Origin of the sequence: Kutzneria buriramensis (assembly GCF_003387475.1) — a bacterium.
GTDB lineage: Bacteria > Actinomycetota > Actinomycetes > Mycobacteriales > Pseudonocardiaceae > Kutzneria > Kutzneria buriramensis.
In genome coordinates this window covers 75,669-101,148 of sequence record NZ_QUNO01000022.1, presented here as the reverse complement: position 1 = coordinate 101,148, position 25,480 = coordinate 75,669, and the positions used below count along the sequence as shown (strand labels likewise).

Below are 25,480 nucleotides of genomic sequence, written 5' to 3'. Positions count from 1 at the left end.
GCAAGGTGATCAGTGGTGGTCTGGTGTGGTGGTGTTGTCACGGCACCCGGGGTCGACGGATCCGGCCCGGGCCGGTCTCGTGGGCGGGCTACCGCAGATGCGCGCGGAGGTGGAGCGGGATGACCCCGGACCGCGACAGCGCGGCGTCGCAGAGGGAACTCCGGGAGTGCTCGTGGATCCAGGCGGTGATCAGCGGGCCGTGGCCAGGGGTGGGATTGGCGACGATCGGCTGCTGGCACCCCCGGCACACAACGGTGACCCCGGATGTGGCGTCAACGCCGCATTTGGGACAGGGGATCGTCGGGTCGGGCCGCCACCCCTGGGGCTGCTGCCAGACCAGTGGGCGCTGGTGGTCGCAGCGGGCGCAGCGGCCACGTACACGCACCAACGCGGCCAGTGCGAGGGCCTCGGTCTTGGTTCGAGCGGCGAAGTCGACCGCGGCGCAGCCGTCCCATTCGCCGCCGGGCACGTACACGCTGAAGGGAAGCTCGTCGACGTACCGGTCCGCACGGCAGGTGTGGTGGTCGAGGACTCGCCCGTCGCTGAGGGGGTAGCGGGTCGTCCGCGAGCCCATCGGGTGGCTGGGCGCGGCTTGGGTGACTCGGTCACGGCGCAGATCGGCGGCCAACGCGAGGACACCGAGGGCATCGAGCGGTTCGACAGCGACGGTGCCGCGGCCGACCAGCACGTCGTAGGCGCCGTCCTTCGTGATGGTCCAGGAACGCACCAGGCGGGAGCGGCGCAGCGCGGCCAAGGCGTCCTCGGCGGCGGCCGCCTCGGCGTGGTTGTCATCGACTTCGTCGGACATGGCATTCCTTAAGCGACAAGGGGAAGCGAGGTGATGTGCTCGGCCCACTGGGCGGCGAAGGCCGGGCAGCTGCTGCACGACTTGTGGGTATGGCCGGGCATCGGGGGTTCGTAGGTCGCCGCAGTCGACCAGGCCATCGAGTCGGCGCTGAGCAGTTTGCGTCCGAGTCGTTGCAGCGCAACAGATTTCATGCCGAAGGCGTGCATGTTTTGCAAGCCTTCCTCGAACAGCTGCGTGACCAGGAGCGACACTCGGATGCTGGTTTGCCGTTTGCACACCGAGCCCAGGCCCACGACGGGCAGCGCGTCCAGGTCGACGTGGCGGGCGTAGGCGTCACGATGGCGCAGGTACATCCCGTTGGTGACCCCGTGCACGACCGGCACCCACGGCAGATCGGGTGCGAGGTCGGTCAGCTCGAGGTAGTTGTCCAGCGAGCGGCGCTGGTGCTCCTGCGGGGTCAGGCCAGTGGCCCGGAGCATTTCTTCCTCGACTGGCCAATCCTGGCAAGCGCACCACGCAAACGGGCCCGCCTCGTCCTGGGTCTTGCGCAGCAGCGCGACATACTCGGCCGGGTTGAGCCGCCACTCGCCGTACAGGCCGAGTTCGGTGTAGGCGCTCGAGTCGACGCAGTAGGTGTGGATGGCCCTGGGCAGCGTCGCGTACCGGGCGAGCCGGTGGGCGGTGACCATCATCGGCGGCATGCCGTCGTAGCTCAGCCACGCCGGCTCGGGGACCGTCAACCAGAACGTCAGCACGTCCCCCACCGACGGCGGCATGGCCGGCAGCGCTGCGGCCGCGACGGCGTTCACGAGGTGACCTCGGCCAGCCGGCCGTCGGTGTAGGCGAACCGGCGGACGTGCTTGAACGGCGCCGGGTAGAACCGCAGCGTGCCGCGGACCAGGCCGTGCCGGTAGGAGCGGGTCAAGCCGAGGACCCACTGGTCGGGCTTGTCGTCGGTGAAGTCCTCGGGCAGGACCGTGTCGGGCCGCAGCCGGTGGTCAGGGACTCGCCGGTGGCGCTGGATCGCCAGGTGCGGGCACCAGGTAATCGCCGCGAGCACGCAGTCCAGGTGCGTGCCCGGGTCGGGGTAGGTCAGGTGCGCTGCCGAACTCGGGCCGCCCAGGAACGCGATCCAGTAGTCCAGGGCGGTCCCGCACATCCCGCACAGGCCCTGCTCGGCGCAGTGTTGGGCGCGCTGGGCGTTGATGCTGGTGAAGTCAACCACCAGGCCCTCGTCGGTCTGGTGCTCGTTGGTGACCGGAATCGGCACGCCGCGCCGCGGATCCCAGGGGCGGGCCGCCAACGCCGCGGGCAGGCCCGCTGGGTCGGGAACGCTGTTCATGATCGAGGATCCGGGGAGAGTTCGAGCCCGCACGCGTCGGTGCGGGCGAGGTGGTGGCCCAACTCGTCGACGGCCTCTCCGAGGTACTGGCGGTAGGCCACCGGCTTGTCCTCGGGGCGCAGCGGGCAGCGGACCTGCCACAACATCCCTCGGTGAAGACGGATCAGCTCGTGGTCGCCGGACTTGCGCTTGCTGATGACGTAGCGGTTGCCGTCCGCGCTGCGCTGGCGTGTCCACACGTCTGGCCAGTAGATCGGGGGCCGCTGGGTGATGATCGGGTCGTTGTCGCGGGCGGCGCGGCCGGCGGCGGTGATGATCCACTGCGTGGTGGTCTTCTTCTTGGTGCGGCGGGTCACCGCTTCGGCCCAGCCGCGCCGAGCGAGGGCCTTGACGGTGCGTCGGTCGGTGATCGTCAGCTGCCCGGTCTCGTCGGCGCTGCGCAGCACGGTGTGCTGCGCGGGCGACATCCGTGCGCGGTCGCTCATACGGCCACGCCCTGGGCCACGATCCAGCTGGTGTCGAAGGCGTTGATCACGACGGCGCGGTGCTCGTTGCGCCGACGGACGGTGGGCCTGATCTGGCCGTCGGTGAGTTCGTGGTCCGCATAGGGCGTGCCGAAGCGGTGAACGCCCTTGTCATGGTCCGGATTGACCGCGTGCACAACCAGGTGGCCGTCGCCGAGGTTGTGGTCCACAATCACGGGCACGTTGGCGGCCCGGGCTGGGAAGCCCAAGACGTCGCCGGGCCGGGCGCGGAACTGCGGCCGGACGCCCTGGTTGTCCTTCGCGCGGGCCATCCACCGGCGTAGTTCGTCGCGGTATTCGCTCAGGAGGGCGGTGCCCTGCTCGACGTCGTCGAACGGCCGTGCGCGGGTTGTGTTCGGCTGGTGAAGGTGGCCGTGGGTGATGGTGCCGCCGGACACGGTGAGCAGGGCCTCGCACCACCAGGTGCTGGCGCCGGGTTGGCCGGCCACCACGCGCACGGTGTCGTCGAGGACGCCGCGCGCCGCGTCGGTGGTGACGACCCAGCCGAGCATGTGGAAGAAGAACAGCAACCCGTACGCGTCGCGGCGCAGCGTCGTGACGCTGCCGGGTAGTTCCACCACGGTTTCGTCGGCGATGCCGGTCACCACGCAGCGGCTGTCGTGCGGCGTGGTGCTGGACTGGGCGGTCGTGTCGGGGTTGTTCATCGTGGAGCTCCAGGTGGTGTCGCCGCCGTGCGGCGCCGGTCGTGGGTGCTCCCGCTGGACAGCCGGTGTCGCGGGAGGGCGGGCGGTGTGGTCAGGCCGCCGGCGCGGGGTCCGGCTTGGGGTAGGGCGTCGCCGCCAGCGCGATGACGGTGCGGGTGCGCTGGGCGCGTGTCCCGGTTCTCGTGGCGAACCGGTAGTTGCCGGGGTGGACGAGGCGGCCGGCCCCGATGTGGTCCAGGGCCTGTTTGAGCCACAGCCGCAGCGCCCGCGTCGTCGGCGGCCGTCGCGTGGCGGCGATGCCGCTCAGCTCGGCCTGCGCCGCGTGGTCGGGGTGCGGCGCGCCGAGAGCGACCAGGCGGGCGATGACGCCCGCCGCCCCGGTCTCCCCGCCGGTGACCTTGGCCAGCGACCGGGCGGTCAGCGTGGTGGCGTCGGGCAGGACGACCAGCGACCGGGGCGTCGAGCGGCCGAGGGCCTCGAACCCCAATGCCTGGTAGACGATGCCCAGGTGGCCGGGCTTGATCAGCGTGCGGCTGTCGCCGCTGACCCGCCAGCGCGGCACGGGGTCGGCGAAGGTGACCACTCCACGAAGCCCGTGGTGGGTCGCCGCGTGGTGGAAGACCCTGGCGCAGAACCAGCTTTCGCCGTTTCCCGGAACCGCGTCCGCCAGCACGAGGCGGTTGAGTTCGAGGCTTTCCTGGTAGGGAACGAGCGAGGGGAACACGTTCGTGAGGACTGCTCGGCTCATGGGCACGCCCAGCGTGGCGACGCCGAGGAGCCGGCGTTCGCCGGCGTCGTGGTCGATCAGGCCGTAGCGGTGGGTGGTGCTGGGCAGCGACTTGGCGTAGTGGTGGGTGCGGACGTAGTTGCCGGCGGTGGCCTCGTCGATCGGCGCGACCTCGTAGCGGTCGGCGTCGAAGCCGCCCTCGGCCACGGGCCGCCAGCGCGGTGTCCCGTGGTGCCAGCGTTGGGTCAGGACCGGTGGCATCGGGGTCTCCTCACGCGAGCGTCGGGCCGGGTGTCGGCTCGGTGGCGGGCTGGGTGGGTCGGGCCCAGGGGCCGGGTGCGCGCGTGGTGATCGGGCCGCCTCGTGGGCACTGCTCGTGGTCGGTGGCGCAGAAGTGGAGTTCGAGCCAGTCCACGGCGCCCACCAGGAGCGCGGCGGCGGCCAGGCCGTCGGTCAGGGCGTTGAACGTGGAGGCGCAGTGCTTGCCGCCGAACATCAGGTCGTCGCCGTGATGGGCGACGGCGTCGGCTCCCGCGCCGGCTTTGGCGTGCAGTGCCTCGTCGGCCCAGTCCCGCATCTCGAACATGCGCAGCGGGACGGACATCTGGAGCGTGGACCTGAGCGTGTCGACGGCGTGGGTCGTGCCGGCCGGCTCGCGGGGAACGGCCGGCGTCGAACCGGGGGTCGGCGTGGTCGCGGCGGCGCTGGTTGTGCGCGCTCGGGTCTTGGCCTTCGGCGTGCGCTTCGTGGTCGTGCCGGTGCTCGGCGTCCGGGCCCGCCGGACCCGGCGCGGCGGGGCCGGTGTTTCCGCCGCCGGCGGTTGGGCTCGGTCGGCGGCGAGCGGGAACGTTACGTCACTCATTCCCGGCAGTTCAGGCGTGACGAAACCAGCCATGGGGTTCTCCTGGTCTGCTCAGGCCACGTCGGGCGTCGAGGTGCCGCCGCGGTCCACGTTGTCGGCAGGTGCCTCGGGGGCGTACGGCGTCCCGGGTGGTGTGCAGGCCCCGAGCAGCGCTAGCGCGGAGCGCGCCTCGTTCAGGCCGGTGGTCATCTGGGCGGTCTTGACGGCCATCTCCCGTTCGGCGACGGCGCGGTCGAGCCAGTTGTCCAGCAGCGCGTCGCCGACCCCGACCAGCACCCGCGGCAGGCCCCAGATGTGGGTGTTGACCGCGCACAGCGCGGCGACCGTCGGATCGATGTCGCAGCAGAACCACAGCACCGTGGCCGGATCACGGCCCAGCTCGCGCATGGCCCGGGCGGCGCCCAACACGATGCCGCCCGTGCCCACCGCGGGCTCATGGAAGCTGCTGTGCTCCTCCGGCGGGCACAACCGCCCCAGCAGCTGCGTCACGCACCCCGGCGTGAAGAACTGGCCGGTCCCGGCGCGGCTACCCCGAGAACTCAGGTCCTGCCAGAGGATGCCGAACAGGTCGACTTCGCAGACCCGGTCGCGGTCGCCGGTCAGGTGCAGCTGGCCGGCGCGCAGCGCCGCCTCGGCGACCGCGCGTGCGGCTCGGACCTGGGTTGCCGACGGATTCGACCACAGCCAGGCGGCGAGGGTGTGCACCCGCGGCCACAGGTCCGGCCGCAGCCGCACGAACATCGTCCAGACCCCGCGGAGGAAGGCGTCGAACTTGTCGGTGGGCCACGCCAGGATCTGGTCTGCCAGGTCGGGACCGTCCGGGTCCCGGGGAACGGTCAGCGCCAGCGCGGCCACCGTGGACAGCGGCACCTCCAGGCTGGAGCCGCCGTAGGCGCTCCACCATGCCTGGATCACCGCGTCGACGATGGTGTGCGCGTGCGCGTTGGCGTCGGACGGGAAGTGCCTCGCGCTGGATCGCGTGCTGGAGGAGCGCCGTGCTGGCCCTGTTGCCGCGTCGGTCGCGCTCCTAGCGCCCTCTTGGGTCATCGGGACCCCCTCTTTGTTACCGTAATCCGCAGTCTACGGATTACGGTAACACATGGCAAGGGGAAGGCGCCCGCACGCGACGCCGACCGACTGCCCGGTGACGTCGCCTCGGTAGCGGTCTCAGGCCCGAGATTTACGTGATACCAACGGTTCCTCACCGCGCGGAGAGCCACGAAGGCCTCGCCCGTCGGCGATGCAAGGCGACGTCATGTGTGCGGACTGCGGCACCCCAAACAAGGTGCGCCCGGAAATGGTCAACAGGCGTGCCGCCGGGCAACCGTCCTCCGACAAGCCTCGGGGACGGGAAGGCCGCTGATGAGGTGGAGCACCGGTTGGCATCCGGCGCTCCACCGTCGTCCCCTCACACCCGACCCGGCAAGAGACAGGAACCTCGGGACAGAGCCAGCGTGGCCGCAACGACGCCGAACACCGGCGCCGACTCTACTGTGCCGCGGCAGGTGATGTTCGCCGTCGGGCTGAACTGGAAACAATTGTCGGAGGTCGGACCTGTCGAGCGTGCCGATTCGAGCGCGTCGAGTGTCGGATGTGGACGGTCTTAGCCTGAGTCGGAGTGATCGCACGACCACTGGTGCGCGCGGCGGACCTCTTCTTCGGTGGCGCCGAAGACGACGGCGAGCTGCGCGACGTCGGCCTCCCGGATCTGCCGCGTCCTGCCGGACTCCAGCCGCTGGTACCGGTCGACGGTGAGGTCCGGGCCGGCCTTGTCCGCCACCGCTGCTTGCGTCAGACCGGCGGTGATGCGCAGGGCCAGCAGGCCCTGCCCCACAGCGTCGGGGTCGAACAGGCCCAACGGCTCGGTGTCGAGTTCGTCGGCGAGCCGGGCCAGCACCTGCACGGTCGGGGTGCGCTCGCCGGCGAGGTAGCGGTGGATGGTGACGCGGCTGACCTCGATGGCTTCGGCCACCGCGGCGGGGCTGCGGGCTCCTAGCAATTGGCGCAGCCGAGCGGGGTCGAACCCCGGCAGTTCCGTGTTCGCCACCCGCGCCCCTTCCCTGCCGCTCAACACGCCACGCGACGTTATGCGGGCGCGGGAACAGGATGCCCGACCTGCCGCCGCGCGTTGACGGGTGGCCGGCCTGCCATCGCTAGGGCCGCGAGTTGCCGGACGCGTCGACGGGAACCTCGTCGTCGACGGGCTCGCCGTGTGGGGCGGGGTGGTCGTCCCATGCGATGTCCGCGTCGGCTTCGCGGCGCCGGTGGCGCCACCAGGTTCCGAGGCCGAACAGCACACCGCCGCTGATCAGGCCGCCGATCGTGGCGTCGGCCGGGGCCTTGATCAGCACGCCGATGAGGGCGAGACCGAGCACGGCGCCGCCCACCAACCGCAGCAGTCGGGGCCCGGCCGCTACCGCGATGACCACGCAGATGACCACCAGCAGGCCAGAGCGCAGGAGCTCTTCCACGGCCTGCCACCTCCTTGATGTCGTCCCCCGGCATCAGGGTCCCAGCGTGCTGTCGGTGGCCGATCCGCAGCTGGCGCTGGTGGACTCGCCGGTTCGGCGTGTCCACCGATAGGGTAGCGCCGACCGTACGTACGATCGCGTACGTACGCGCGTTCGTGTGTCGAGGTGGTCTGTCGATGTCCGAAGTGGACTGCACGGATGTCCGAACTCCTGTGCACGCCAGGTGATCCGGTTCTAGTTTGACCTGCGGCAGGTTGTTGCTCAATCAGGAAGATCAACGCCCGACGCTACCCAGCCCGATCGATACCTGCCCGGAGCCGGGCCACGCGAATGCGGTGTCGGGCGCACACCAGGCGCCAGTCGTGGTAGAGCACGCCGAGATGCACCTGCCAGGGCGACAGCCCGGTGTCGGCGCAGATCTGGGGCAGTTTCGCGGTGCCGCCGCGCTGGTCGATCGCCCAATAGACCTTGCCCGCCCACAGTTCCCGACGCCGCCACGGCCGGGCCGCGTACTCGGCCCGCAGCGCGGCCGCGTGGTCGGGGCAACATGCCTGCACCACGCGCTTGCCGTCGCGTTCGCTGTGGCCGATGTGGATCGCCGAGGAGTCACGCACCAGCATCAGCAGCGCGTTCGGGTTGTCGCCGATCTCGGCGCCGCAGTGGTCGCAGATGTCAGCCCAGTCGTCATCTGCGTCGTCGTTCTCGCCCGGCTCCTGCTGCGGGTCGGGCGGGTCCTCCGCCTCGTCCACGGTCCCGGGTCTACACCCGGCGGCACGCCAGGCACCAGCCCGCCAGGCTGGCGCAGGCCCGCCGCGGACCACAGGCCGCCACCGGGGTCTGTGCGGGCTAGCAGTGGCCCGCGGCCCGTCGCTGGCCGAGGTCGAAGTGCCGGGCGGTGGTGGCCACGGCCGCGGCGTCGGGAAGCGGCAGCAGCGCCGCGCTCGCGGCCCGCAAGTCCTGGAGCTGGTCGCCAGTGAGGTAGTCGAGCACCAGCTCGCGGACGCCGCGGGCGTACACGGAGTTGGCCATCGCGAACATGTCCAGGCCCAGGTCGGTCAGGGTCGTGTCGACGGCGCGGCCGTCGCCGGCGTCCCGGGTGTCGCGCCGGACCCAGCCCGCGTCCTCCATGCGTGCGACCGCGTGCGACAGGCAGCTGCGGGACAAGCCGACCGCCGCGGCCAGGTCGGTCATCCGCAGCCGCCGCTGCGGCCGGCAGGCCAGGGCGGCCAGGATCTGGAACTGCGCGTAGGTGACGCCCACACCGTCGCAGAGCCGACGGTTGAGCTCGGACTCCAGCAGGCGGGCGGCGTGCAGGAACACCTGCACCGGCAGGCACTGCTCGGCGGACACCTCCGCCAGCCGCGTCGACGCACTCACCGTGACCACCCCCGTTTCTTGCGGCCCGCACTCCGGCACGCTGCGGGAAACCAGCCTGACCGCGATGTCGGCGCGGCCCGCGTGGCCGTTACGCGCCCCTGTCATGGGTCTTGAAAACGATCGTTTTGGAGACCCATGGGCGGCGACGGCATCGCCGCAGGTAGCATGGGTCTCGTTACTCGATCTCGGAATCAACGTCCCGGAAACGGTGAGAGACGCATGACGCGGTACGGCTACGCCCGGGTGTCCACCCGCGACCAGTCAACCGACCACCAGATCGACGCGCTGCGCGCCGCCGGGGTCGCCGAGGAGAACCTGTTCATCGAGAAGATCTCCGGCAAGCTGTCCTCCCGCCCCAAGCTCGACGTGCTGCTGAACAAGCTCGAAGCCGGGGACCAGGTCGTGGTGACGCGCTTCAAGCGAATCGGCCGCTCCCACCAGCACCTGCTGGAGCTGGTCGCCTGGTTCGGTGAGCACGACGTCGACTTCGTCGTGCTGGAGCAGGGCATCGACACCACCACCCCGGGCGGGCGGATGATGTTCCGGTTCCTGGCCGCGCTCGCCGAGTACGACCGGGAGATGATCGTCGAAGGCACCCTGGACGGCCTGGCCGCCGCCCGCGCCCGCGGCCGGGTCGGCGGCCGCCCCGAGGCGCTGTCGCCGGCGCAGCTGGCGCAGGCCCAGCTGCTCTACGACAACGACACGCACACCGTCGACGAGATCGCCGCGATGTTCCGCGTCGGCCGCTCCACCCTCTACCGCCAGCTGCACGCCTACGCCGACGGGCAGAACTGCGCCCTGGTCGTCTACCGCAACACCCGCACCCGCAAGGTCGACCCCGACACCAACCGCCGCTACGGCGAGACCGGCGCCAGCACCGAGGTCCAGCTGGAGGCCGACCGCAAGTGGTTCCCCATCGGCAAGACCCGCCGGCCCCGGCTCAAGGCGATCGTCTACGTCGTCGACGGCGTCGTGGCCCGCGTCCGCGCGGTCGACCCGGACGGCCGCTGGCAGGTCGACGACCGCGGGTACTGCGACGTGCCGGTCGGTGACGCGCTGACCGAGGTCGACATCGCCCGCCAGTTGCCCACGCTGCCGCTGCGTCTGAACGACCAACGCCCGCACATCAAAGGCAAGATCCGTGAGTACGTCACGCTGTAATCGTGACAGGGAAAGGGAAAACGGCTAGCGCGCCAGGCCCGCCTGAGTGGTCGGGGACCGGCCAGCTCATCCGGACCCGGGTGCCCAACCCGGGAGGTTGGACGCCGGGTGTGCGACGGGTACGGAAACGACGCTGACCTGCGGCGATGGCCTCGTCACAGCAGGTCGGTGCGGCCGAGCTCGCCGGCGCTGGGTAGGTACCCGGCGGGGATGCCGGCGCCGAACAGGTAGCCGCGTTGCTCCTCGAACCGGGCCAGGGTGCGGCAGCCGACGGTCAGGTAAGCCAGCAGCTGCCAGGCGACGGCGCGGTCGGTGCGCGCGGTGATCATGGCCGCCTCGGTCCGCGAGACGGCCTCCCGCCAGGCGTCGTCCGGCCAGCCGGGCCGGTCGCCGTCGTAGACGTACTGGTCGCGGGCCGGCTGGATCGCCGAGGCGAGCCGGCCGCAGGCGGTGATCGTGTCGTCGGCGGCCAACTGCAACGCGGTGGCCGCAGCCAGCAGCAGCGACTCCTGGACCTCGCGCTCCAGGTGCTCGTAGGGCCGCCACCCGTTGATGCCGCCGCGTTCGGGCAGGCCGGTGGCCGCCCACACCGTCTCCAGGGTGGCGCGGGCCTGGGCGTGGCGGGTGGTCAGCGCAAGGCTGACCTCGTCCAGCAGTGACCGCAGCAGCCGGAACCACACCCCGGCGTGCACCGACCGGCCCGGCAGTTCGACGCGGCCGGTGGTCAGCGTGGCGTGGGTGTGACGCTCCATCGTGGCCAGCGGCTCGGGCACCGGCCGAGGCGTGATCGGCTCGCCGGCCATCCGGGCCAGCCCGACCTTCCCGTGGTGCTCCAGGTAGCAGCCGTGCTCGCCGCAGCCGACCAGCAGCGGCAACCGCCACACCAGCGCCGTTCCCCGCTCCGGCGCGCAGACCGGGCACACCCGACCGCCCCAGTTGGCGCCGCGCCACGGCCCGTACCAGCGCTTGCGGGCAGCGACCACGCTGTCGCCGGCCTCGCCGGGTGCCAGCAGCACGGAGTTGGCCCGCACGTAGGTGTCGAACATCGGCTGCTGCTGGTCGACCTGCGGATGGAAGGGCCAGTCGAACAGCCACGGCGACCAGCCGATCAGCGTCATCGCCCACAGCCGGCCCAGGTCGTGGCCGGTGCGTTCAGCCAACGCGACCAGCAAGGTCTCCGGCGGGTCGAAGTCGAGGTCGTAGGGCACCGCAGCCCCGTCCAGGTCGAGGTTGCGGTCGTCGAGCAGCTCCTCCACCCGCATCCCGTACAGCGCCGCCAGCCGGGACACCCACGACGACAACGACTCCAGCGGCGCCGGCCGCGGGTGCACCGGCCACCGCGCCACCACCGGCCGGGACGCGGCGCGCGCCGCTGGTCGACGTCGACTCACGCGAGGTCGATCCGGCCGAGGTCGCCGGCGGTGGGCAGGAACGCGGCCGGGACGCCGGCGCCGAACAGGCAGGCGCGGGCCTCCTCGAACTCGTCGCGGGTCTCCAGGTGGCGGGTGACCAGCGTCAGCAACCCTTCGGCGGTCTCCCGATCGGCGCAGGCCCGCGCGAGAACCTGCTCCACCAGCACACTCAGCGCCTGCTGCCACACCGGCGCGACGTCGATGTGGTGGCCGTCGAAGACATGACGGCGCGGGCCGGGAGCCACCGCGGACCCGAGCCGGCCGCGCGGGACGATCTTGCCCTGCTCGGCCAGGCGCAGCGCGGTCGCCGCGGCCAGAAGCATCGCCTGCTGCGTCTCCCAGTTCAGGCTCTCGTACGGCGCCCACCGGTAGATCCCGGCCCGCGCCGGCAGGCCGGCGGTCGCCCACACCTGACCCAGGGTGTGTCGGCTGCTCGCGCTCATCGCTCGGGTCGAGAGGCTGACCTCGTCGACCAGCGAGCGCAGCAGCCGGAACCAGACGCCAGCGTGCACCGACCGGCCGGGCAGCTCGACCCGCCCGGTGGCCAGTGCGGTGTAGGTGTAGCGGTCCAGCGTGGCCAGCGGCTCGCCGATCGCCGTGGGCGAAATCGACCGTCCCCGGGAGAGCGCCACCGCGATCTCCTTCTTGTCCACCAGCCGGCAGCCGTGCTCGCCGCACCCCATCACCAGCGGCAACTGCCAGACCAGCGCCGTTCCCCGGTCGGGATCCAGCGCGCAGACCGGGCAGGCCCGGTGCGCATGGGCGCCGCCGTACCAGGGGCCGGTCCAGCCCCGCGGGTACTCCAGGTCCGGGCTGCCCGCCTCGCCCGGGGCCAGCAGCACCGAGTTGGCCCGGACGTAGTTCTCGAACGCCTCCGCGTGCCGCCCCGGCGGCAGCGCACCGAGGTTGTCGAACAGCCACGGCACCCACCCGGCCAGCGTCATGATCCGCAGCCGGGCGACCGAGACGCCGGTACGGTCGGCCAACGCGGCCAGCAGCTCGGCCGGCGGATCCCAGTACAGCGACCGGTACACCGGCGCGTCCCGGCCGCCCAGGTTGTGCTCCATCAGGTCCCGCACCGGCATGGAGTACGCCCGGGCCAGCCGCTGCACCCACGAGTCCAACGACTCCAGCGGCTGCGGCAGGGGATGCACCGGCCAGCGCGGCAGCGCCGGGCGGACCTCCGGCGACACGGGTGGGCTCACGCCAGCTCGCGCTCGAACAGCCGGCGCCGCTCGCTGGGTCCGGCGTAAGCCGCGGCCAGCAGCGTGGCCTGGTTGATCGCCTCCTGCCCGGAGGTGATCGCCGCGACGGCGGCGTCGGTCAGCAGGCTGGTCAGCTCGCCGATCGTGCCCTCGCAGCGGGCCAGCAGGTAGGAGGCCATCTCCGGCGTGGCGATCGGCGAGGGCTGGCGCAGCGGGAACGCCGCGGCGAAGCTGGCCAGCAGCGAGCAGGTGTCCGCGTCGGGCTCCCAGCGCGGCAGGGTGAGCGGGGCGAAGCGGTTCTCCAGCTGGTCGTCGGCCCGGATCGCGAGGTAGGCGTCGCGGGTGCCGACGCCTACCAGCGGGATGCGCAGCTCGTTGCCGAGAAACCGCAGCAGGTTGAGGAACTGGCGGCGCAGGTCCCCGCGGCCGGCCAGCACGTTGTGCAGCTCGTCGATCACCAGCATCCGCACCCCGGCGGTGCGCAGCAGCCGCAGCGCCAGCTGCTCCAGGTCGGGCAGCCGGTAGCGCACCGGCCGCATCGGCGCGTTCATCGCGGCCAGCAGCGCGGTGTAGAACCGCGACACCGACGGGTCCGAGGGCATCTGCACCACCAGCACCGGGAACTCCTCCCGGTCGGGGTGGGAGATCACCGGGTGGGTGCGCCGGAACTTCTCGATGATCATCGACTTGCCGTTGTTGGTCGGGCCGATCAGCAGCAGGTTCGGCATCCGCTGCTTGGCCGGCCAGGTCAGCAGCGTCTCCAACCGCTCCAGCGCCGCGGTGGCGCGCGGGTAGCCGATCCACCGGTCCGACCGGATGTAGTGCAGCCGCTGCTCGTTGTCGAGCCGGGCGATGTCCCGGGCGGCCGGGTGCAGGTGCGCCAGGTCCCCGTCGGCGGCCTCGTTGGTGTTCGTGCTGGTCACCACTGTTCGATCACCTCGAACGGCGCGACCACCGCGCCGGCGTCGTCCGCCGGCGGCATCGGCGGCGGCGCCGCTGGTCCGGGGGCCGGCGTCGCGTTCGCGCGGCGTTCGTGGTCGCGGCGGGCCTTGCGGGTGGTCGCCGTGGCGGTGTCGGTGATCTGCCGCATCGCCGCGACCATCGCGAACAGGGCCTGCTCGTCGACCTCGGCCCGGCCCTGCTCGCGCAGCCGGGCCAGCGCGGCCTGCTGCTCCCACACCGTGATCGGCGGCCGCGCCAGCGTCCGGTACGGCACCGCCAGGTAGGCGTTGTCGTCCGGGTCCAGCGCCCAGATCCGGGAGATGTCGCGCGGGTCGCGGCGCAGCACGAACTTCCCGAGCTGCTCGCGGCGGGCGATCCACGGCTTGAGCGCGTCGCAGTAGTACTGCACGTGGTCGATCTGGAACCCCGACCGGGACAGCGTCCGGCGGATCACCGGCAGGAAGTCGACCAGGAACGCCGTCTGGTTGGCCACCGTCACCGGCGTCCCGTGCTCGGCCACCAGGTCCGTCCAGGCGCCGGCCGGGGTGCGGCCCAGCGTCTCGTGCACCGTGCCGTGGTAGCAGGCGACCGCCAGCGCCAGCCAGCGCTCGAGCTCGGCCACCGTCAGCACCGCCTGGCCGTCGCTGTCGTACCGGCCGCGGTCGGCGGTGGTGGAGAAGGTGGTGCCGGGCAGCTCGTCGTGCACCATCTGCATCATCGTGCCGATCAGCCGCTCCACGATCCCGCCGAAGTGCGGCTGGCCCGGCGGCCGGTAGGCCAGCGTGATGCCGTGCTGGTCGCAGCCCCGGCGCAGGGCCTCGCTGTGGAACTCGGCGGCGTTGTCCACGTACAGCTGGCCGGGTTTGCCCGACATCGGCCACACCGCGGCCGCGCCGAGCCGTTCCAGCCAGGCCCGCTTGTCGGTGACCATGTGCGCCAGGCACAACCCGACCGAGGTCGCCGACGGCGCCTCCAACGTGACCACCAGGCCGACCACGCAGCGGCTGGCCACATCAATGGCCGCGGTGACGTACGGGCGGCCGATCGGCAGCCGGTGCCGCTCGTCGACCACGATCACGTCCACCGGCGTGTGGTCGATCTGCACCTGCTGCAACGGCCCGGTGATCTCCGGCGGGACACCGCCGGCCGAGCGCCGCGACCGGGCCGCGTCCTGGCCCTCGCGCGTCGAGACCGTCCTCACCGGGTCCAGCTGCGCGATCCGCCGCAGCACCGTCCCACGAGAGGGTGCCGGCAGGCCCAGCGCCCGGCACTGCCGGGTGATCTCCCGGCACACCGCCGCGACCGAGCGGCGCTGCCGGGTCAGGTACCGGGTGCGCAGCACCTCCCGCACGACCGCCTCGACCTCGTCCGGGAGTCGGCCGGCGCCGCGGCCGCCGCTGGACTGGGCGGGCAGCAGGTCGGACACCACGCCCTCGCCGGCCCGCCAGCGGCCGACCAGCAGGTAGACCTGGCGGCGGGATATGCCCAGTTCGGCGGCGGCGTGGTCGGCGGCCGCCAGGCCCACCGTCGGCTTCTCCGCGAGCGCACTAATCACTTCGGCCCGTCGGGACGCGGCGTCCCAGACCGGGCCGGGTGCGGTCAGCACACCGCGTTCGACCACCGGACTCTCGACCACCTGGGCACCCCCGTCACGCAGACGATCATGGCCGAGGGTGACCGTAGTGCAGACGACTTCAGTACAGCGCGCAGACCCGAAGTCCTCTGCACGGCAAGGCAAAAGCCCACGTCAGCCGTGCACGCGACTTCGGACATCGACATGGTCCGTGCCGCAGTCCGAAGGACCTGAGCCCGACTTGCCGGCCGACTCGGCCGGCGGGCTGGAATGCCTGCAGTGCGGGGTAGCCCTGACGGCGCCTTCCGGCGGTGGCCCCACGCCGAAATTCTGCAGTTCGGCGCATCGAGCCAAGTACAACCGCGACCAGGCTCGCCGCAGGGTGCAGCCGATCGAGGGCGGAGCCGTCCCCGCGGTGCTGGGCCGGTTCGACGAGCTCGTCACAGCCCTGCAGGAGACCGCGCCCCAGGTTCGGCAACTGCTGGTGGACTACGACCCGGTCCGGGTCGCGGCTGAACTCCAACGGCTGCGGTCCGAATTGAACGCCACCACCTCTGACTTGGAGGCGGCGAACAGAAAGATCGAAGGCTTGGAGCGGGCGTTGAGGCTGTCCGAGGAGCTCAACACGGCGTTGCGGAAGCTGAGCGGCACCGACGTTCCCGACGCGTGATCTCGGAGCGCATTCCGTTTGTCACGCGAGGACAGTTCAGGCTCTGAGTCGGTGCACCGTCGCCATGGAGCCGGGCGCGTCGTCGCGGAGTGCGGGGCCGTTGGTGCCGCGAAGCCGCACCGGCACGGTCTTGGGTCGGGCCGCGGTGCCGCGGCCGCGGACGGTCACGAGCGCGTCCTGGGTGCGCAGGTATCCCGTGCCGGCAGCGAGGCCCTCCCATCGAAGCTCGGCGCACTGGAGGGTCAGGTCCGCGACGGGCCAGGCTCCGATCGTCAGCAGCACCGCAGCGCGGCTTCGGGCTCGCGCTGTGAGTCGGCGGGCCAGCGTGAGGCCCCGTTGACCACGGGGCAGGGCCTGCTCGGCGGCGACGGCGACGATGTCGAAGCCGTCAAGCAGTGCGGCGATGACGTCGCCGGCCGTCTCGTGCGGCACGCAAGGGATCATCGCGACCCGGTGCGTGACCACGCCGAGCTCGTCGGCGGCGACCAAGCCGAGATCCGGCACGCCGACCACGGCTGCCCAGGAGCCTCGCTGGGTAACTTCGGCGATCAGTGCCAGCAGCAGCGAGGTCGAGCCGGTGACGGAGATGGTGCTGCCCTTGCGCAGGCCGGCGTCGGGCAGAACACCGGACAGGCTGGGTACGACGGGAAGCACCGGGCGGGCAGCGAGGTCGCTCGCCCGTTCGGCGAGTTCGGTCGCGCTCTGGACAACGTCGGAGGCCCGAGTCAGCACATCAGCGAGGGCGGCTTCTGACATGTGCGGCTCCTCCCCCGTGACGTGCCGGCGGTCTGGTCACGGGTCGATGGGGTGTCGACCGCAACCTCGAAATCGAACACAGTTTCGAGATGAGGCTATCAGTGAGAGAGGAGCTTCGACACCTCTGCCAGTAGTAAAACGCGCGTTTTGCTACGCATTGGCTCGCCTGGCAGCGCCGCGCTCACCAGCTCGAGCACGCAACGTCTACAGTGCCCGGTGCCGTCGGCGGTGTTCCTCGTCGACGTCGTGACGTAGGGGTGCTCGCGTCGCCGGCGGCCCCCCAGGTTCTCCCTCGGGTCCGTGTCCAACCCTGGAGGACGGCCCTGGTTGTTCCGCCCTGGCGGCAGTGCCGAGACTCCCCCGAGCGGTTGCGCCGAGAAGGACCTCCTAGTCGACCCGCTGCTCCGCCGGCCCTGGATCGTCCACCTCACGCGGCGGGCGCCCCAGCCTTCGCGGCACCGGCCAGTGCGCGGCCAACGTGGCCAGCGCCTCGTCCGGGTTCGCGGCGAGCCACACCAGCGTCGCCCGCAAGTAGTCGCTGAGCACCAAGCCGCGGGCGTCGAGCACAGCACGCGCGGGGGCGAACTCCTCAGGGTCCGGCCGGAACAACCGGGCGTGCTGCCGACGCTGATCACCGGACATGCCCCCATCCTGGCTAATTGGCTATCCACTTTGCAACCGCAGCTGCTACCGTCATGCCAGAAAAGTGGATATCCACTTTGTGGAGGATGGCGATGACCACCACGGAGACGGACCACCTGCCGGTGGCCGATCCCGACATGACGGCCGGCCGGCTGCGGCAGATCGTCGAGGAGCTGACCGCGAGCTTCCTGGAGCGTCAGGAGGTGGTCCGGACACTGCTGCTCGCCGTGTTGGCCGGCCAGCACGCGCTGGTCCTCGGCCCGCCCGGCACGGCCAAGTCCCAGCTGGCCCGGGAGTTGACGAGTCGGTTCACCGGCGCCCGGTACTGGGAAGTGCTGTTGAGCAAGTTCACCGATCCCAAGCGGATCTTCGGGCCGGTCGACGTCGGCGCACTCACCCGCGACGGGGAGTACCGGCAGTTGTTCGAAGGCCGAGCGACCCAGTGCGAGATCGCGTTCGTGGACGAGATCTTCAAGTGCTCGTCGGCCTCTCTGAACGAGATGTTGGCGTGGCTCAACGAAAGGCTGTACCACCCCGAGGCCGGCGGTTCCCCGCTCGAATGCCCGCTGGTCAGTGCGATCACCGCGTCCAACGAGCTGCCCGCCGACGACGAACTGGCGGCGATCTACGACCGTTTGCTGGTGCGGATCGAGGTCGGTTATCTCGTTGACCCCACCAACTTCGCCGCCTTGGTGCGCTCGGCGGTGCAGACGCCGACGAAGTCCGAACCCACCACCGTCGATCTGGCTGATCTGCTGCACGCGGTGCGGGTGACGGTGCCGGCCGTGCAGGTGCCCGACGGCGTCATCAACGCGATCTGCGACCTTCGTCGGGCGCTGCGCCGCGCCGAGTTGATCACCTCCGACCGCCGGTGGAAGCAGGCCATCAGGCTGCTGCAGGCCAGCGCATACCTCGACGGCAGGGCGGAGGTCACCGACACCGACCTCGAGGTCCTCACCCACGTGCTCTGGGACTCCCCCGCCCAACGGCCCACCGTGGAGCGCGAGGTCCTGTCCCTGATCAACCCGGACGCCCGCGCCGCGCTCGATCTGGGTGACGCCATCGCCCAGATCGAACGTGAGCTGGATGCCAAGGCCGGCGAGTCCCACGAGAAGTTGTCGGAGTGGGGAACGAAGGAGGCCAACAAGAAGCTGAGCACCGCCCGCAGGAAGCTGGAGGCGATGCAGAAGAAGGCCCTGGCCGACGGCCGCTCCACCCAGTCCGTCGACCGCGTTCTCGCCCAGCTGCGCGCGGTGACGGCCCGCGTGTTGATCGAGGCCCTGCGCATCGACCCCGCCGTGGTCCGCCAAACGCTCGACCAGGATTGATCACGACCGGGAGGTGTCGCCGTGGGCGCGTTGACCAAGCTCGCTGACCTCGCCCGCCGAGCCGGCCGGTGGCTGACGCAGGCCGTCTCGGCGCCGGCGGCACGGCACGCGGCCGCGGTGGCCGCGGACCGGTTCGACGAGATGATGTGGCGCGACACGCTCGAGCAGTCCGGCGCGCTACGGGACCTGGCTGACGAACTCGCCGAGACCCACGACCACACGAGTGACCTTCTGCGGGACCTGTTCGCTGCCGCCTACAAGGTCGATCCGCAGGTGCGCGGCGAGAACGAGATGCTGACCTCCCGTCTGCCCAACCGGCAGATCATCGCCTCGATGCTGGACAGCCCCGAGTTCGACGACTTGCGCCGTGAGACGGTCGGCGACCAGTACGCGTCGGCGATGGCCGTGCTCGCCCAGGCCGACACCCTCCGATCGTTGCTCGATCGCACCGAGGACGCCCGCGACCAGGCCGAGCAGGCCGAACGCGCCCAGCAGCAGCTCGCCCTGGCCGCGCAGCAGGTCAGCGACGAGCTCAACGGCGCCGAGCAGGCCGCGGACGCCGACGGCGACGTCGCGCCTGAGGCTGCGGAGTCGGTGGAGAGCGCCATCGCCGGCGCCGAGCAGGCCGAGCACCAGGCCGCCGCCGCCGGCGCGGGCGCCGACGCCGCGCTGGCCGGCCACGCTGCCGCGGTTCGAAGCGAGATGCGTCAGGCCATGGCCACGGCGGCCGAGCAGGCCCGTCAGGAGGCCGCGCTGATGGCCGCCTGGGGTGTGAACCCAGGCCAGCTGGAGCGGATGAGTTTCGAGCAGCGAGCCGAGCTCGCCAGCCGGCTGCGCACCAACAGGATGGCGAGGTTCGTTGACCTGGTCGGCCGATTCCGGGTGATGGCCGAAGGCGAACGAGCACGGGCCGTCGAGCACGCGCCGGGAGAGCTGATCGGCGTCACGCTTGGGGACGACCTGGGACTCGTGATCCCGTCGGAGATCGCCAACCTCGGGGTGCCGGCGCTGCGGGCGGCCTTCGCCGCACGGTACGCCGAGCGACGGCTGCTGGTCTTCGACACCAAGGGCGAGGAGAAAGCCGGCCGCGGCGCGATCATCGCCTGCGTGGACTGCTCCGGCACGATGGGCGCGAGCCACACCACCACTGACGGCCGCACCAGCACCCGCGAGGCGTGGGCCAAGGCGGCCGCCTTGGCGCTGCTGGATCAGGCCCGCGCCCGCAAGCGGGACTTCGTCGGGATCCTGTTCTCCAGCAAGCACGAGGTGCAGGCGTTCCACTTCCCTGCCCGCCAGGCCCTGGACATCGACGCCGTCCTGGAGTTCGCCGAGACCTTTTTCAACGGCGGCACGGATTTCGAGGCGCCGCTGGGGCTGGGTGTGGAGATGTTGGCCACCGAGCACACCCAACACGGCCGCGCGCACGGCGACATCGTGCTGATCACCGACGGGTTGGCCGAGATCTCCGAAGCCTGGATGCGCGACTGGCTGGACGCCAAGCGCCTGCTGGACTTCCGGCTCTTCGGCGTCCGGATCGCCCCCGGTCCCCCGCAACCTGACGACGTGCTCACCACCTTGTGCGACAACCTCCGCGACATCAACGACCTGGCCGACCCCGATCCCGTCGCGGACCTGTTCCGCTTGCTCTGACCCGCAGCATCCGAGTCCGAAAGGTGCCGTCGTGACCGCGTTCGTCAGGCCCACCGAGGAGCTGTTCACCCGCCTCAAGGCGGAGGCCGGCGAGGTTCTGCCGCAGACCAGGCAGCGACCGCGCGTCGAGTTCTGGCCAGACTGGGACCACATCGCCTCGCCGGCCGCCTCGACCGAGGCCGTGGTCGCGGCGCTGACCTTGTCCGCCGTCGACGTGCCGGAGCGGGCGTGGGCGCTGGTGGTGCGCACCCACTGCCCTCGCGCGCACAAGGCTCTCGCCGCCCTCGGGCTGCCCATCGAGTCCGTGCTGTACGGCCAGGCCCCCGCCGACGTCGTCGCGACGATCGCCACTCTGGTGAACGCCGAACTCGGCGGCTTCGAGGTGCTCACCGCCCTCGACGTCCCCGCGATGACCGCAGAGGTCATCGCGATCCTCGGGGGCGTCCCGCGGTTCGACGATCGCCGGTCCTGACGGCGCACCACCTCCTCCCCCAACTGACGCGTCACCGCAGCTCACACGGCATCAACTCACCAACGACTCCGATTCCGATATGGTAGTAAAACGTGCGTTTTCCTACGGAGGGCGATCATGGCACCGCAGCAGCGCGCCGAGGCCGACCAGTTCGCGTCCTACGCCGAGGCCTTGGAGGCCCAGCAGACTCCGCTGCTGGGCTACCTGGTGCTCTACTCCGTGTTCGACGGCGAGGTCACCCTGGACAAGCTCACGCAGTGGTTCCGCGAGTTGGACCTGGACCTGCGGTACCTACCCCCTCCCCTGCGCAACATCGACGCCTTCGAGCGGGTGACCGGCCGCAAGGGCCCTACGGAGTCCTACCCGCTGGACGACCCGACCAGCCCGGAGGCCCGCCGACGGCTACGCAAGGGCGGCGGCGCGGCCGAGAAGGTCGCGACGCTGCTCATCAGGCCGGTCAGCCGCGACCCGGACCGAGTCGTGCGGCATCTGGTCCGCGAGGTCCGCGACGAGCGTGCCGAGCAGCTCAGCTACGACACGCACCTGGGGTACGTGGTGTTCGAGCGCGACACCAGCAACGCCTCCCTGGGCGATGGAATGGGCGCGATCAACGTCGCCCCGGACAACAGCGTGATCAAGACACTGCCGGAGGCGGAACAGACCGTCGTGCGCCAGCTTCTCGACGAGGTCAGCGAGAGCTACCAGCGGCTGTGCGTGTTCCTCAGCGCGGACAAGCTGCGTTCGTTGCTGCGCAACTACATCGAGGACCTCGGCGCGCTGCGGGTGCGCCCAACCGGGGGCGTGTACTTCGTGCATCGTCAGCACGCGGACACCTTGGCCGCGCTGCGGACGCTGGTCTCCCGGTTCGGTGGGCGCTCGCAGCTGGCGCGCATTCCCCTTCCGGACCAGGATGAGATGCGCGAGCTGATCATCGCCTCGTTCACCAGCAAGGCCACGGACGAGCTGCAGAAGCTCGCCATGGACATCGCCGAGGCCCGCGGCGCCAACGCGACCGATGCCGAGAAGCAGGCCCTGTACCGGCGGTTCACCGCGCTGAAGGACGAGACCGCCGAGCACTCCGAGCTGCTGTCGACCTCCTTGGACGACGCCGAATCGGCGCTGCAACTGGTTCAGCTCCAGCTGACCAGCCTGCTGGCCGGCATCGCGCCGACTCCCGACGACGACGATGACGACGAGTAGGCGCCCGGCGTTCGTGCCTTCGTCCGCGGGTCCGTCGCCGGACTCCGTCCGGGAGTGCTCGCGTGGTGTACGCTGCGTGACGCGGGCCAGCAGGAGGCCTTGCTGGCGCGTTGCCTCCCGGCTGATGGCGACGCACTTGGCCAGCAGAACCTTGAGCAGGGGCTCGGCCTGTGCTGTGTCACTCACGGTACGTCCGACACTTTTCGACGGCCCGAGCCGGGCGGTGCACGTCGGGAAGGCCAGCGGCTATGTCCGCCCGTTCACGTAACGTGTCCCGCGCTCGGGCCCGCACCGCCTACACCGGAGAAACCCTTCAGCAGGCGGAAGTTCAGCTGCGCAACCAGGTGCCGGGCATGGCCCTGGTGCCGGACGCGACGGAGCCGGAGCAGGCGTTGCTGGAGTTTCGGGTCCTGTCCGCCTTGGCGGCCCGCATCGGCCGGCACGCCCCCGCACGGTTCGACCACGCCCCGTATGGCATCCGCGCCAGTTCCCCCACTGCTGGCAACCTCGCCCTGTACCTCACTGACGAGGCCACAACGCTGCTGGCCGACGCCGTCGTGCCCAGGTGGACCTATGCCGCCGGCGTGACCGGGATCGAGGGCTTGCGCTGGCGACTGCTCGGACGCAACCGCGTGAGCCTGTACGTGCCCGGCCAGGCCGCTGAACTTGTGCTGCACAACACCGCCGCGGTGTGGAAGCGTGCGCTGGCCGAGTTGAGCGCCTCGCAGCCCGACGCGGTCGCTGTTGATGCGAGCGATAACCCGTGGCAGCCAGTCGAACGCCTCGCCGCGCGTCGATTTGACCGGCCCCACGCGGAGCTGATCGCCCGCGGGAGCACCGCGCTGCGCCGTATCGGGTTGTGGCGCGATGCCGTGGAGATCGACTTCGCGAAGGCGCTGCCGACGATGGCCGATCTGGTCGGCCCCCATCCGGAACTCCTCCTTCCCACTCGGGCTCGGCGCCCGGCGGGCGTCACGGTCGCCTGCGTTGCCCAACGCGGCGGCACCGGCCGGACCACCACGGTGGTCAACGTCGGCGCCTCCCTGGCCGAAGCCGGGAAACGGGTGCTGATCATCGACTTGGCCGAGTTCAACGGCCTGTTGGACTGGTACGCCAGCGACCGCGTCGAGCAGGCCCGATCAGCCGAGGCCCGCGCGGCGATGGACCGCCTCATCGCGACCGGCGACTGGTCGTCCGTGGCCGAGCAGGTGATCACGCTGCACGCATCCGACGGCGGCGGGCGCCTGGCGGTGCTGCCCGGGCCGGTGGATTGCACGCAGGCGCAGCTGCGGGCGCTACTGGTGGCAGCGGCCGCCACCTCGGACCTGGTGCTGCTCGACGCGCCACCGCTGGGTGCAGGCCCGGCCGCTGCGTACGCGGCGCATCTGGCCGACGCGGTGTTCACCTGCGTCCCAGTGAACCAGGCGATCTTCGGCACCTGGGAGACCAGCGACTCCGACCGCGACGAGGCGGTGCTGGCTCGGGATGAGCTGTGGTCCTGGTTGGACGACGCCTACGACCGCTACGTCGACCTGGCTGAGGTGCTGCGCATCCAGGCGCAGGGGGACGAGTTGGTGGCGCCGAACGAGATGCTGGACAACGCGTTGGCCAGGATCGGCTACACAAACGAGCCCCTGGGCGACTGCCTTGCCGCGCTGTCTGGCTTGGACGACGTGTACGAGTTGCTCGACGAGGACGACAGCGTGACCGAGGACGAGCTGACCGACGAGCACCGGGCCCGCGAGGCCGCCGCTGCAGCCAGGGTCGAGGCGTGGCGCGAGGCCAACCGGGCGCCGTTCCTGACCCAGGTCGCCGAGACCGGTCGGTCGCTGTTCGGCTCCACTTGGGACACTGAGCACCAGGGGTGGATCGAGCACAATGCCGGCTTGCTGGACGTCCCGGCCGACTCCATCGAGCCCGATCACTCAGGCGAACGCGGTGACGATGACGGCCTGGCCGAGGACGATCTCGTGTCCGAGCCGGACATCGCCATGGAGTTCATTCCCTATTCGGCCGAGGAGATCGCCGCAGAGCTCGAGAGGATCCTGCACGAATCGGGTGTCGCTCCGGAGGACGTGGGCGGCCGGTTCCTCGGCCTGGTCCCGACCCGTATCGGGCAGCGGCTGGTCGAGGCCGTACGCGGCTTGCCGGAGTCGGCGACCGGGCTTCTGCTGTCCCCTGGGATCCCGAGCGATTCGGCTGTCCAGCGGTCGGTGTCCTTCGGCCAGCTGTTCGTGATCACGGAACCCGACTGCCCGGCCAGCGTCGCAATCGCGCAACTGGCCGACGCCCTCTACCGGCGCGTGCTCGACGCCGGCGCGACACAGAGATGATCACCGGCGCGGCGTCTGTGGCACCGAACGGGGCAGGCAGACCAACCGGCGCCGCGCCACCACCGACATGCTCGCTCGTCCGACGTCCATGTGGACAGCGGCTGGTCGCGGTTACGTGAGGAACTCGAGAAACTCGATCAGACGTTCCAGACCGTCCCCGATGGCGCGTTCGGCTGGCTGGTCCAGACCGCCAGGGACGACACCGAACACGTGTGGGTCGCCGCGGTCCTCCTGCTCGAAGTTGCGGCGGTAGTCGAACTCCTGTCGTGGATCCATGGTGGTCTGGATCAGTCCGAACTGGAAGAGCTCGCGGTGGGCCTCGAAGGTGTCCTTGCCGAAGTCGAACCATTGCTCGCGAGTGCGTTTGGGGAGGCTGACGGGGGTTTTCACCTCGCCTACCTGGAGAGACTGCAGGTAAGCGACCGCGAGGTAGAAGGTGATCTCGCTCTCGGTGAGCAGCCCGACCCACCCGTTGGTCACGAACGTGGTCGGGATTGTGAACGCCCGTGTGCTGTCGGGGATCTGGTACGGGACCGGAGTGCTGTGGTTGTCGACGTTCTCAGCGAGCACTTGGAAGCCCTCGAACCGGTCCCGAACGCCGTGCTCCTTGATCTTGACCATGCCGACCTGGTCCAGGGTCGACAGCGCGGAGGTGACCTGCCGGTACCGCTTCTCCTCATGGCGGCGGCCATAGACGGTGCGAGGGTCGTCGGAGGTGTCCTTCGTATGGGCGGTGACGAGGTCGGGCCAGGCCACCTGGTTCTGGTGGGTGCGGTTGGACGGCTGGACCGGCACCGTCGTGGCGGTTCCGCGGTCGGGTTCCGGCCGTGTCTGTTCGATCAGGAGAGCCAGGAGCAGGACTTGCACGGTGATGCCGCGGGGGCTGGCAAGGCGCCTGATCAAGGGCTTGCGGTCGTGCGCCGCCACGTCACGGCACCAGGGCATCGGATGCTCGGGCCGAAGCACGAGCGAGCGATCGAGCACGAGGTGTTGCGGCGGCGGGTTGGCCTCGAGCGCAGCAGCCCAGGCGGCCTGGACGTGGTCTACGAGCCCGGGATAAGCGCGGGAGCCGCAGGACTCCCGCAACGCGGTGAGCGTCTTCAGCCGGGCCTGTAGCCGGCTGCGGCGCCTGCGGGGGTCCTTGGCGCCGGACGGTGGTTGTGCGGGTTGATCGCCTTGGGGCATCGACGTTGCTCCTTATGGGGCAACTTCAATAGGTAAAATTCCCTTTGCATACGGCTTGGCCGATACGTTTTGGACCGCCATGTGCTCCTCGTTCGAGGAGGGAAGCTTCGGGTCGACCGTGGCGGTCCAAAGCGTATCGAACAGGGTGGTGGCGGCGACGGCCGGGGTCCGGCTA

26 protein-coding genes are annotated in these 25,480 nt (G+C 70.9%); 7 read left to right on the top strand and 19 right to left on the bottom strand.

The genetic code is table 11. The annotated features are described in order from the left end of the window. Positions 1-88: 88 nt before the first annotated feature. The 12 genes from BCF44_RS46080 to BCF44_RS46030 form a co-directional block, all read right to left on the bottom strand. The gene (locus BCF44_RS46080) at positions 89-808 is read right to left on the bottom strand and encodes a hypothetical protein (protein WP_116180891.1); all 720 of its coding nucleotides are present in this window, start codon (positions 806-808) and stop codon (positions 89-91) included. An 8-nt stretch (positions 809-816) separates the two neighbouring features. After that, on the bottom strand, positions 817-1,617 hold the full coding sequence (locus BCF44_RS46075) for a deazapurine DNA modification protein DpdA family protein (RefSeq protein WP_116180890.1): 801 nt from the start codon (positions 1,615-1,617) through the stop codon (positions 817-819). Beyond that, positions 1,614-2,150, bottom strand: coding sequence for a hypothetical protein (locus BCF44_RS46070; protein WP_116180889.1), 537 nt, complete (start codon positions 2,148-2,150; stop codon positions 1,614-1,616). Before BCF44_RS46070 ends, BCF44_RS46075 begins: the two co-directional genes overlap by 4 nt. Next, on the bottom strand, positions 2,147-2,635 hold the full coding sequence (locus BCF44_RS46065; protein ID WP_116180888.1) for a hypothetical protein: 489 nt from the start codon (positions 2,633-2,635) through the stop codon (positions 2,147-2,149). Before BCF44_RS46065 ends, BCF44_RS46070 begins: the two co-directional genes overlap by 4 nt. Further along, positions 2,632-3,339: a hypothetical protein gene (locus tag BCF44_RS46060; RefSeq protein ID WP_116180887.1), complete on the bottom strand. Its 708-nt coding sequence runs from the start codon at positions 3,337-3,339 to the stop codon at positions 2,632-2,634. Before BCF44_RS46060 ends, BCF44_RS46065 begins: the two co-directional genes overlap by 4 nt. A gap of 91 nt (positions 3,340-3,430) precedes the next feature. Further along, positions 3,431-4,327: a Mom family adenine methylcarbamoylation protein gene (locus BCF44_RS46055; protein WP_116180886.1), complete on the bottom strand. Its 897-nt coding sequence runs from the start codon at positions 4,325-4,327 to the stop codon at positions 3,431-3,433. Positions 4,328-4,337: 10 nt separating this feature from the next. Beyond that, positions 4,338-4,928, bottom strand: a complete 591-nt coding sequence (locus BCF44_RS46050; protein ID WP_116180885.1) for a hypothetical protein — start codon at positions 4,926-4,928, stop codon at positions 4,338-4,340. A 51-nt stretch (positions 4,929-4,979) separates the two neighbouring features. Then, on the bottom strand, positions 4,980-5,975 hold the full coding sequence (locus BCF44_RS46045) for an N-6 DNA methylase (protein WP_116180884.1): 996 nt from the start codon (positions 5,973-5,975) through the stop codon (positions 4,980-4,982). Positions 5,976-6,531: 556 nt separating this feature from the next. Next, on the bottom strand, positions 6,532-6,975 hold the full coding sequence (locus BCF44_RS56155; RefSeq protein WP_170218116.1) for a helix-turn-helix domain-containing protein: 444 nt from the start codon (positions 6,973-6,975) through the stop codon (positions 6,532-6,534). A 106-nt stretch (positions 6,976-7,081) separates the two neighbouring features. After that, a complete protein-coding gene (locus tag BCF44_RS56150; protein WP_170218115.1) occupies positions 7,082-7,399 on the bottom strand; it encodes a hypothetical protein in 318 nt (105 codons plus the stop codon). A 287-nt stretch (positions 7,400-7,686) separates the two neighbouring features. After that, positions 7,687-8,148, bottom strand: coding sequence for a hypothetical protein (locus BCF44_RS46035; RefSeq protein WP_116180882.1), 462 nt, complete (start codon positions 8,146-8,148; stop codon positions 7,687-7,689). A 97-nt stretch (positions 8,149-8,245) separates the two neighbouring features. After that, positions 8,246-8,776: a MarR family winged helix-turn-helix transcriptional regulator gene (locus tag BCF44_RS46030; protein ID WP_170218114.1), complete on the bottom strand. Its 531-nt coding sequence runs from the start codon at positions 8,774-8,776 to the stop codon at positions 8,246-8,248. Positions 8,777-8,995: 219 nt separating this feature from the next. Between BCF44_RS46030 and BCF44_RS57060 the strand changes: the two genes are divergently transcribed. Continuing rightward, positions 8,996-9,937 carry a recombinase family protein gene (locus BCF44_RS57060; protein WP_211353553.1) on the top strand — a complete coding sequence of 314 codons (942 nt, stop codon included), beginning with the start codon at positions 8,996-8,998 and terminating at the stop codon, positions 9,935-9,937. A 155-nt stretch (positions 9,938-10,092) separates the two neighbouring features. Here the strand turns inward: BCF44_RS57060 and BCF44_RS56145 are convergent, their stop codons facing one another. The 4 genes from BCF44_RS56145 to BCF44_RS46005 are packed head-to-tail and all read right to left on the bottom strand — an operon-like array spanning position 10,093 to position 15,132. Continuing rightward, entirely contained in the window at positions 10,093-11,328 is a 1,236-nt protein-coding gene (locus BCF44_RS56145; protein ID WP_170218113.1) for a TniQ family protein, read from the bottom strand. Beyond that, the gene (locus tag BCF44_RS46015; protein ID WP_116180880.1) at positions 11,325-12,554 is read right to left on the bottom strand and encodes a TniQ family protein; all 1,230 of its coding nucleotides are present in this window, start codon (positions 12,552-12,554) and stop codon (positions 11,325-11,327) included. The genes BCF44_RS56145 and BCF44_RS46015 overlap by 4 nt, the downstream gene beginning before the upstream one ends. Beyond that, the gene (locus tag BCF44_RS46010; RefSeq protein ID WP_116181003.1) at positions 12,551-13,477 is read right to left on the bottom strand and encodes a TniB family NTP-binding protein; all 927 of its coding nucleotides are present in this window, start codon (positions 13,475-13,477) and stop codon (positions 12,551-12,553) included. The genes BCF44_RS46015 and BCF44_RS46010 overlap by 4 nt, the downstream gene beginning before the upstream one ends. Beyond that, positions 13,474-15,132: a Mu transposase C-terminal domain-containing protein gene (locus tag BCF44_RS46005; RefSeq protein WP_116180879.1), complete on the bottom strand. Its 1,659-nt coding sequence runs from the start codon at positions 15,130-15,132 to the stop codon at positions 13,474-13,476. The genes BCF44_RS46010 and BCF44_RS46005 overlap by 4 nt, the downstream gene beginning before the upstream one ends. Positions 15,133-15,310: 178 nt before the next feature. Between BCF44_RS46005 and BCF44_RS46000 the strand changes: the two genes are divergently transcribed. Further along, complete coding sequence (locus BCF44_RS46000) at positions 15,311-15,739, top strand: hypothetical protein (protein ID WP_147328895.1); 429 nt, start codon at positions 15,311-15,313, stop codon at positions 15,737-15,739. A 36-nt stretch (positions 15,740-15,775) separates the two neighbouring features. Here BCF44_RS46000 and BCF44_RS45995 read toward each other — a convergent pair whose 3' ends face one another. Then, positions 15,776-16,495, bottom strand: coding sequence for a hypothetical protein (locus BCF44_RS45995; RefSeq protein ID WP_116180877.1), 720 nt, complete (start codon positions 16,493-16,495; stop codon positions 15,776-15,778). Between the two features lie 387 nt (positions 16,496-16,882). Beyond that, positions 16,883-17,137 carry a hypothetical protein gene (locus BCF44_RS45990; protein WP_116180876.1) on the bottom strand — a complete coding sequence of 85 codons (255 nt, stop codon included), beginning with the start codon at positions 17,135-17,137 and terminating at the stop codon, positions 16,883-16,885. Between the two features lie 92 nt (positions 17,138-17,229). Between BCF44_RS45990 and BCF44_RS45985 the strand changes: the two genes are divergently transcribed. From BCF44_RS45985 to BCF44_RS45965, 5 genes are all read left to right on the top strand, one after another. Beyond that, positions 17,230-18,465, top strand: a complete 1,236-nt coding sequence (locus BCF44_RS45985; RefSeq protein ID WP_116181002.1) for an AAA family ATPase — start codon at positions 17,230-17,232, stop codon at positions 18,463-18,465. A gap of 21 nt (positions 18,466-18,486) precedes the next feature. Continuing rightward, positions 18,487-20,115 carry a VWA domain-containing protein gene (locus tag BCF44_RS45980; RefSeq protein WP_116180875.1) on the top strand — a complete coding sequence of 543 codons (1,629 nt, stop codon included), beginning with the start codon at positions 18,487-18,489 and terminating at the stop codon, positions 20,113-20,115. A gap of 31 nt (positions 20,116-20,146) precedes the next feature. Continuing rightward, a complete protein-coding gene (locus tag BCF44_RS45975) occupies positions 20,147-20,587 on the top strand; it encodes a hypothetical protein (protein ID WP_116180874.1) in 441 nt (146 codons plus the stop codon). A 117-nt stretch (positions 20,588-20,704) separates the two neighbouring features. After that, positions 20,705-21,787: a DUF6744 family protein gene (locus BCF44_RS45970; RefSeq protein ID WP_211353551.1), complete on the top strand. Its 1,083-nt coding sequence runs from the start codon at positions 20,705-20,707 to the stop codon at positions 21,785-21,787. Positions 21,788-22,035: 248 nt separating this feature from the next. After that, positions 22,036-24,120, top strand: a complete 2,085-nt coding sequence (locus BCF44_RS45965; RefSeq protein WP_147328894.1) for an AAA family ATPase — start codon at positions 22,036-22,038, stop codon at positions 24,118-24,120. A gap of 111 nt (positions 24,121-24,231) precedes the next feature. Here BCF44_RS45965 and BCF44_RS45960 read toward each other — a convergent pair whose 3' ends face one another. Continuing rightward, positions 24,232-25,305, bottom strand: a complete 1,074-nt coding sequence (locus BCF44_RS45960) for a hypothetical protein (RefSeq protein ID WP_147328893.1) — start codon at positions 25,303-25,305, stop codon at positions 24,232-24,234. Positions 25,306-25,480 lie beyond the last annotated feature (175 nt).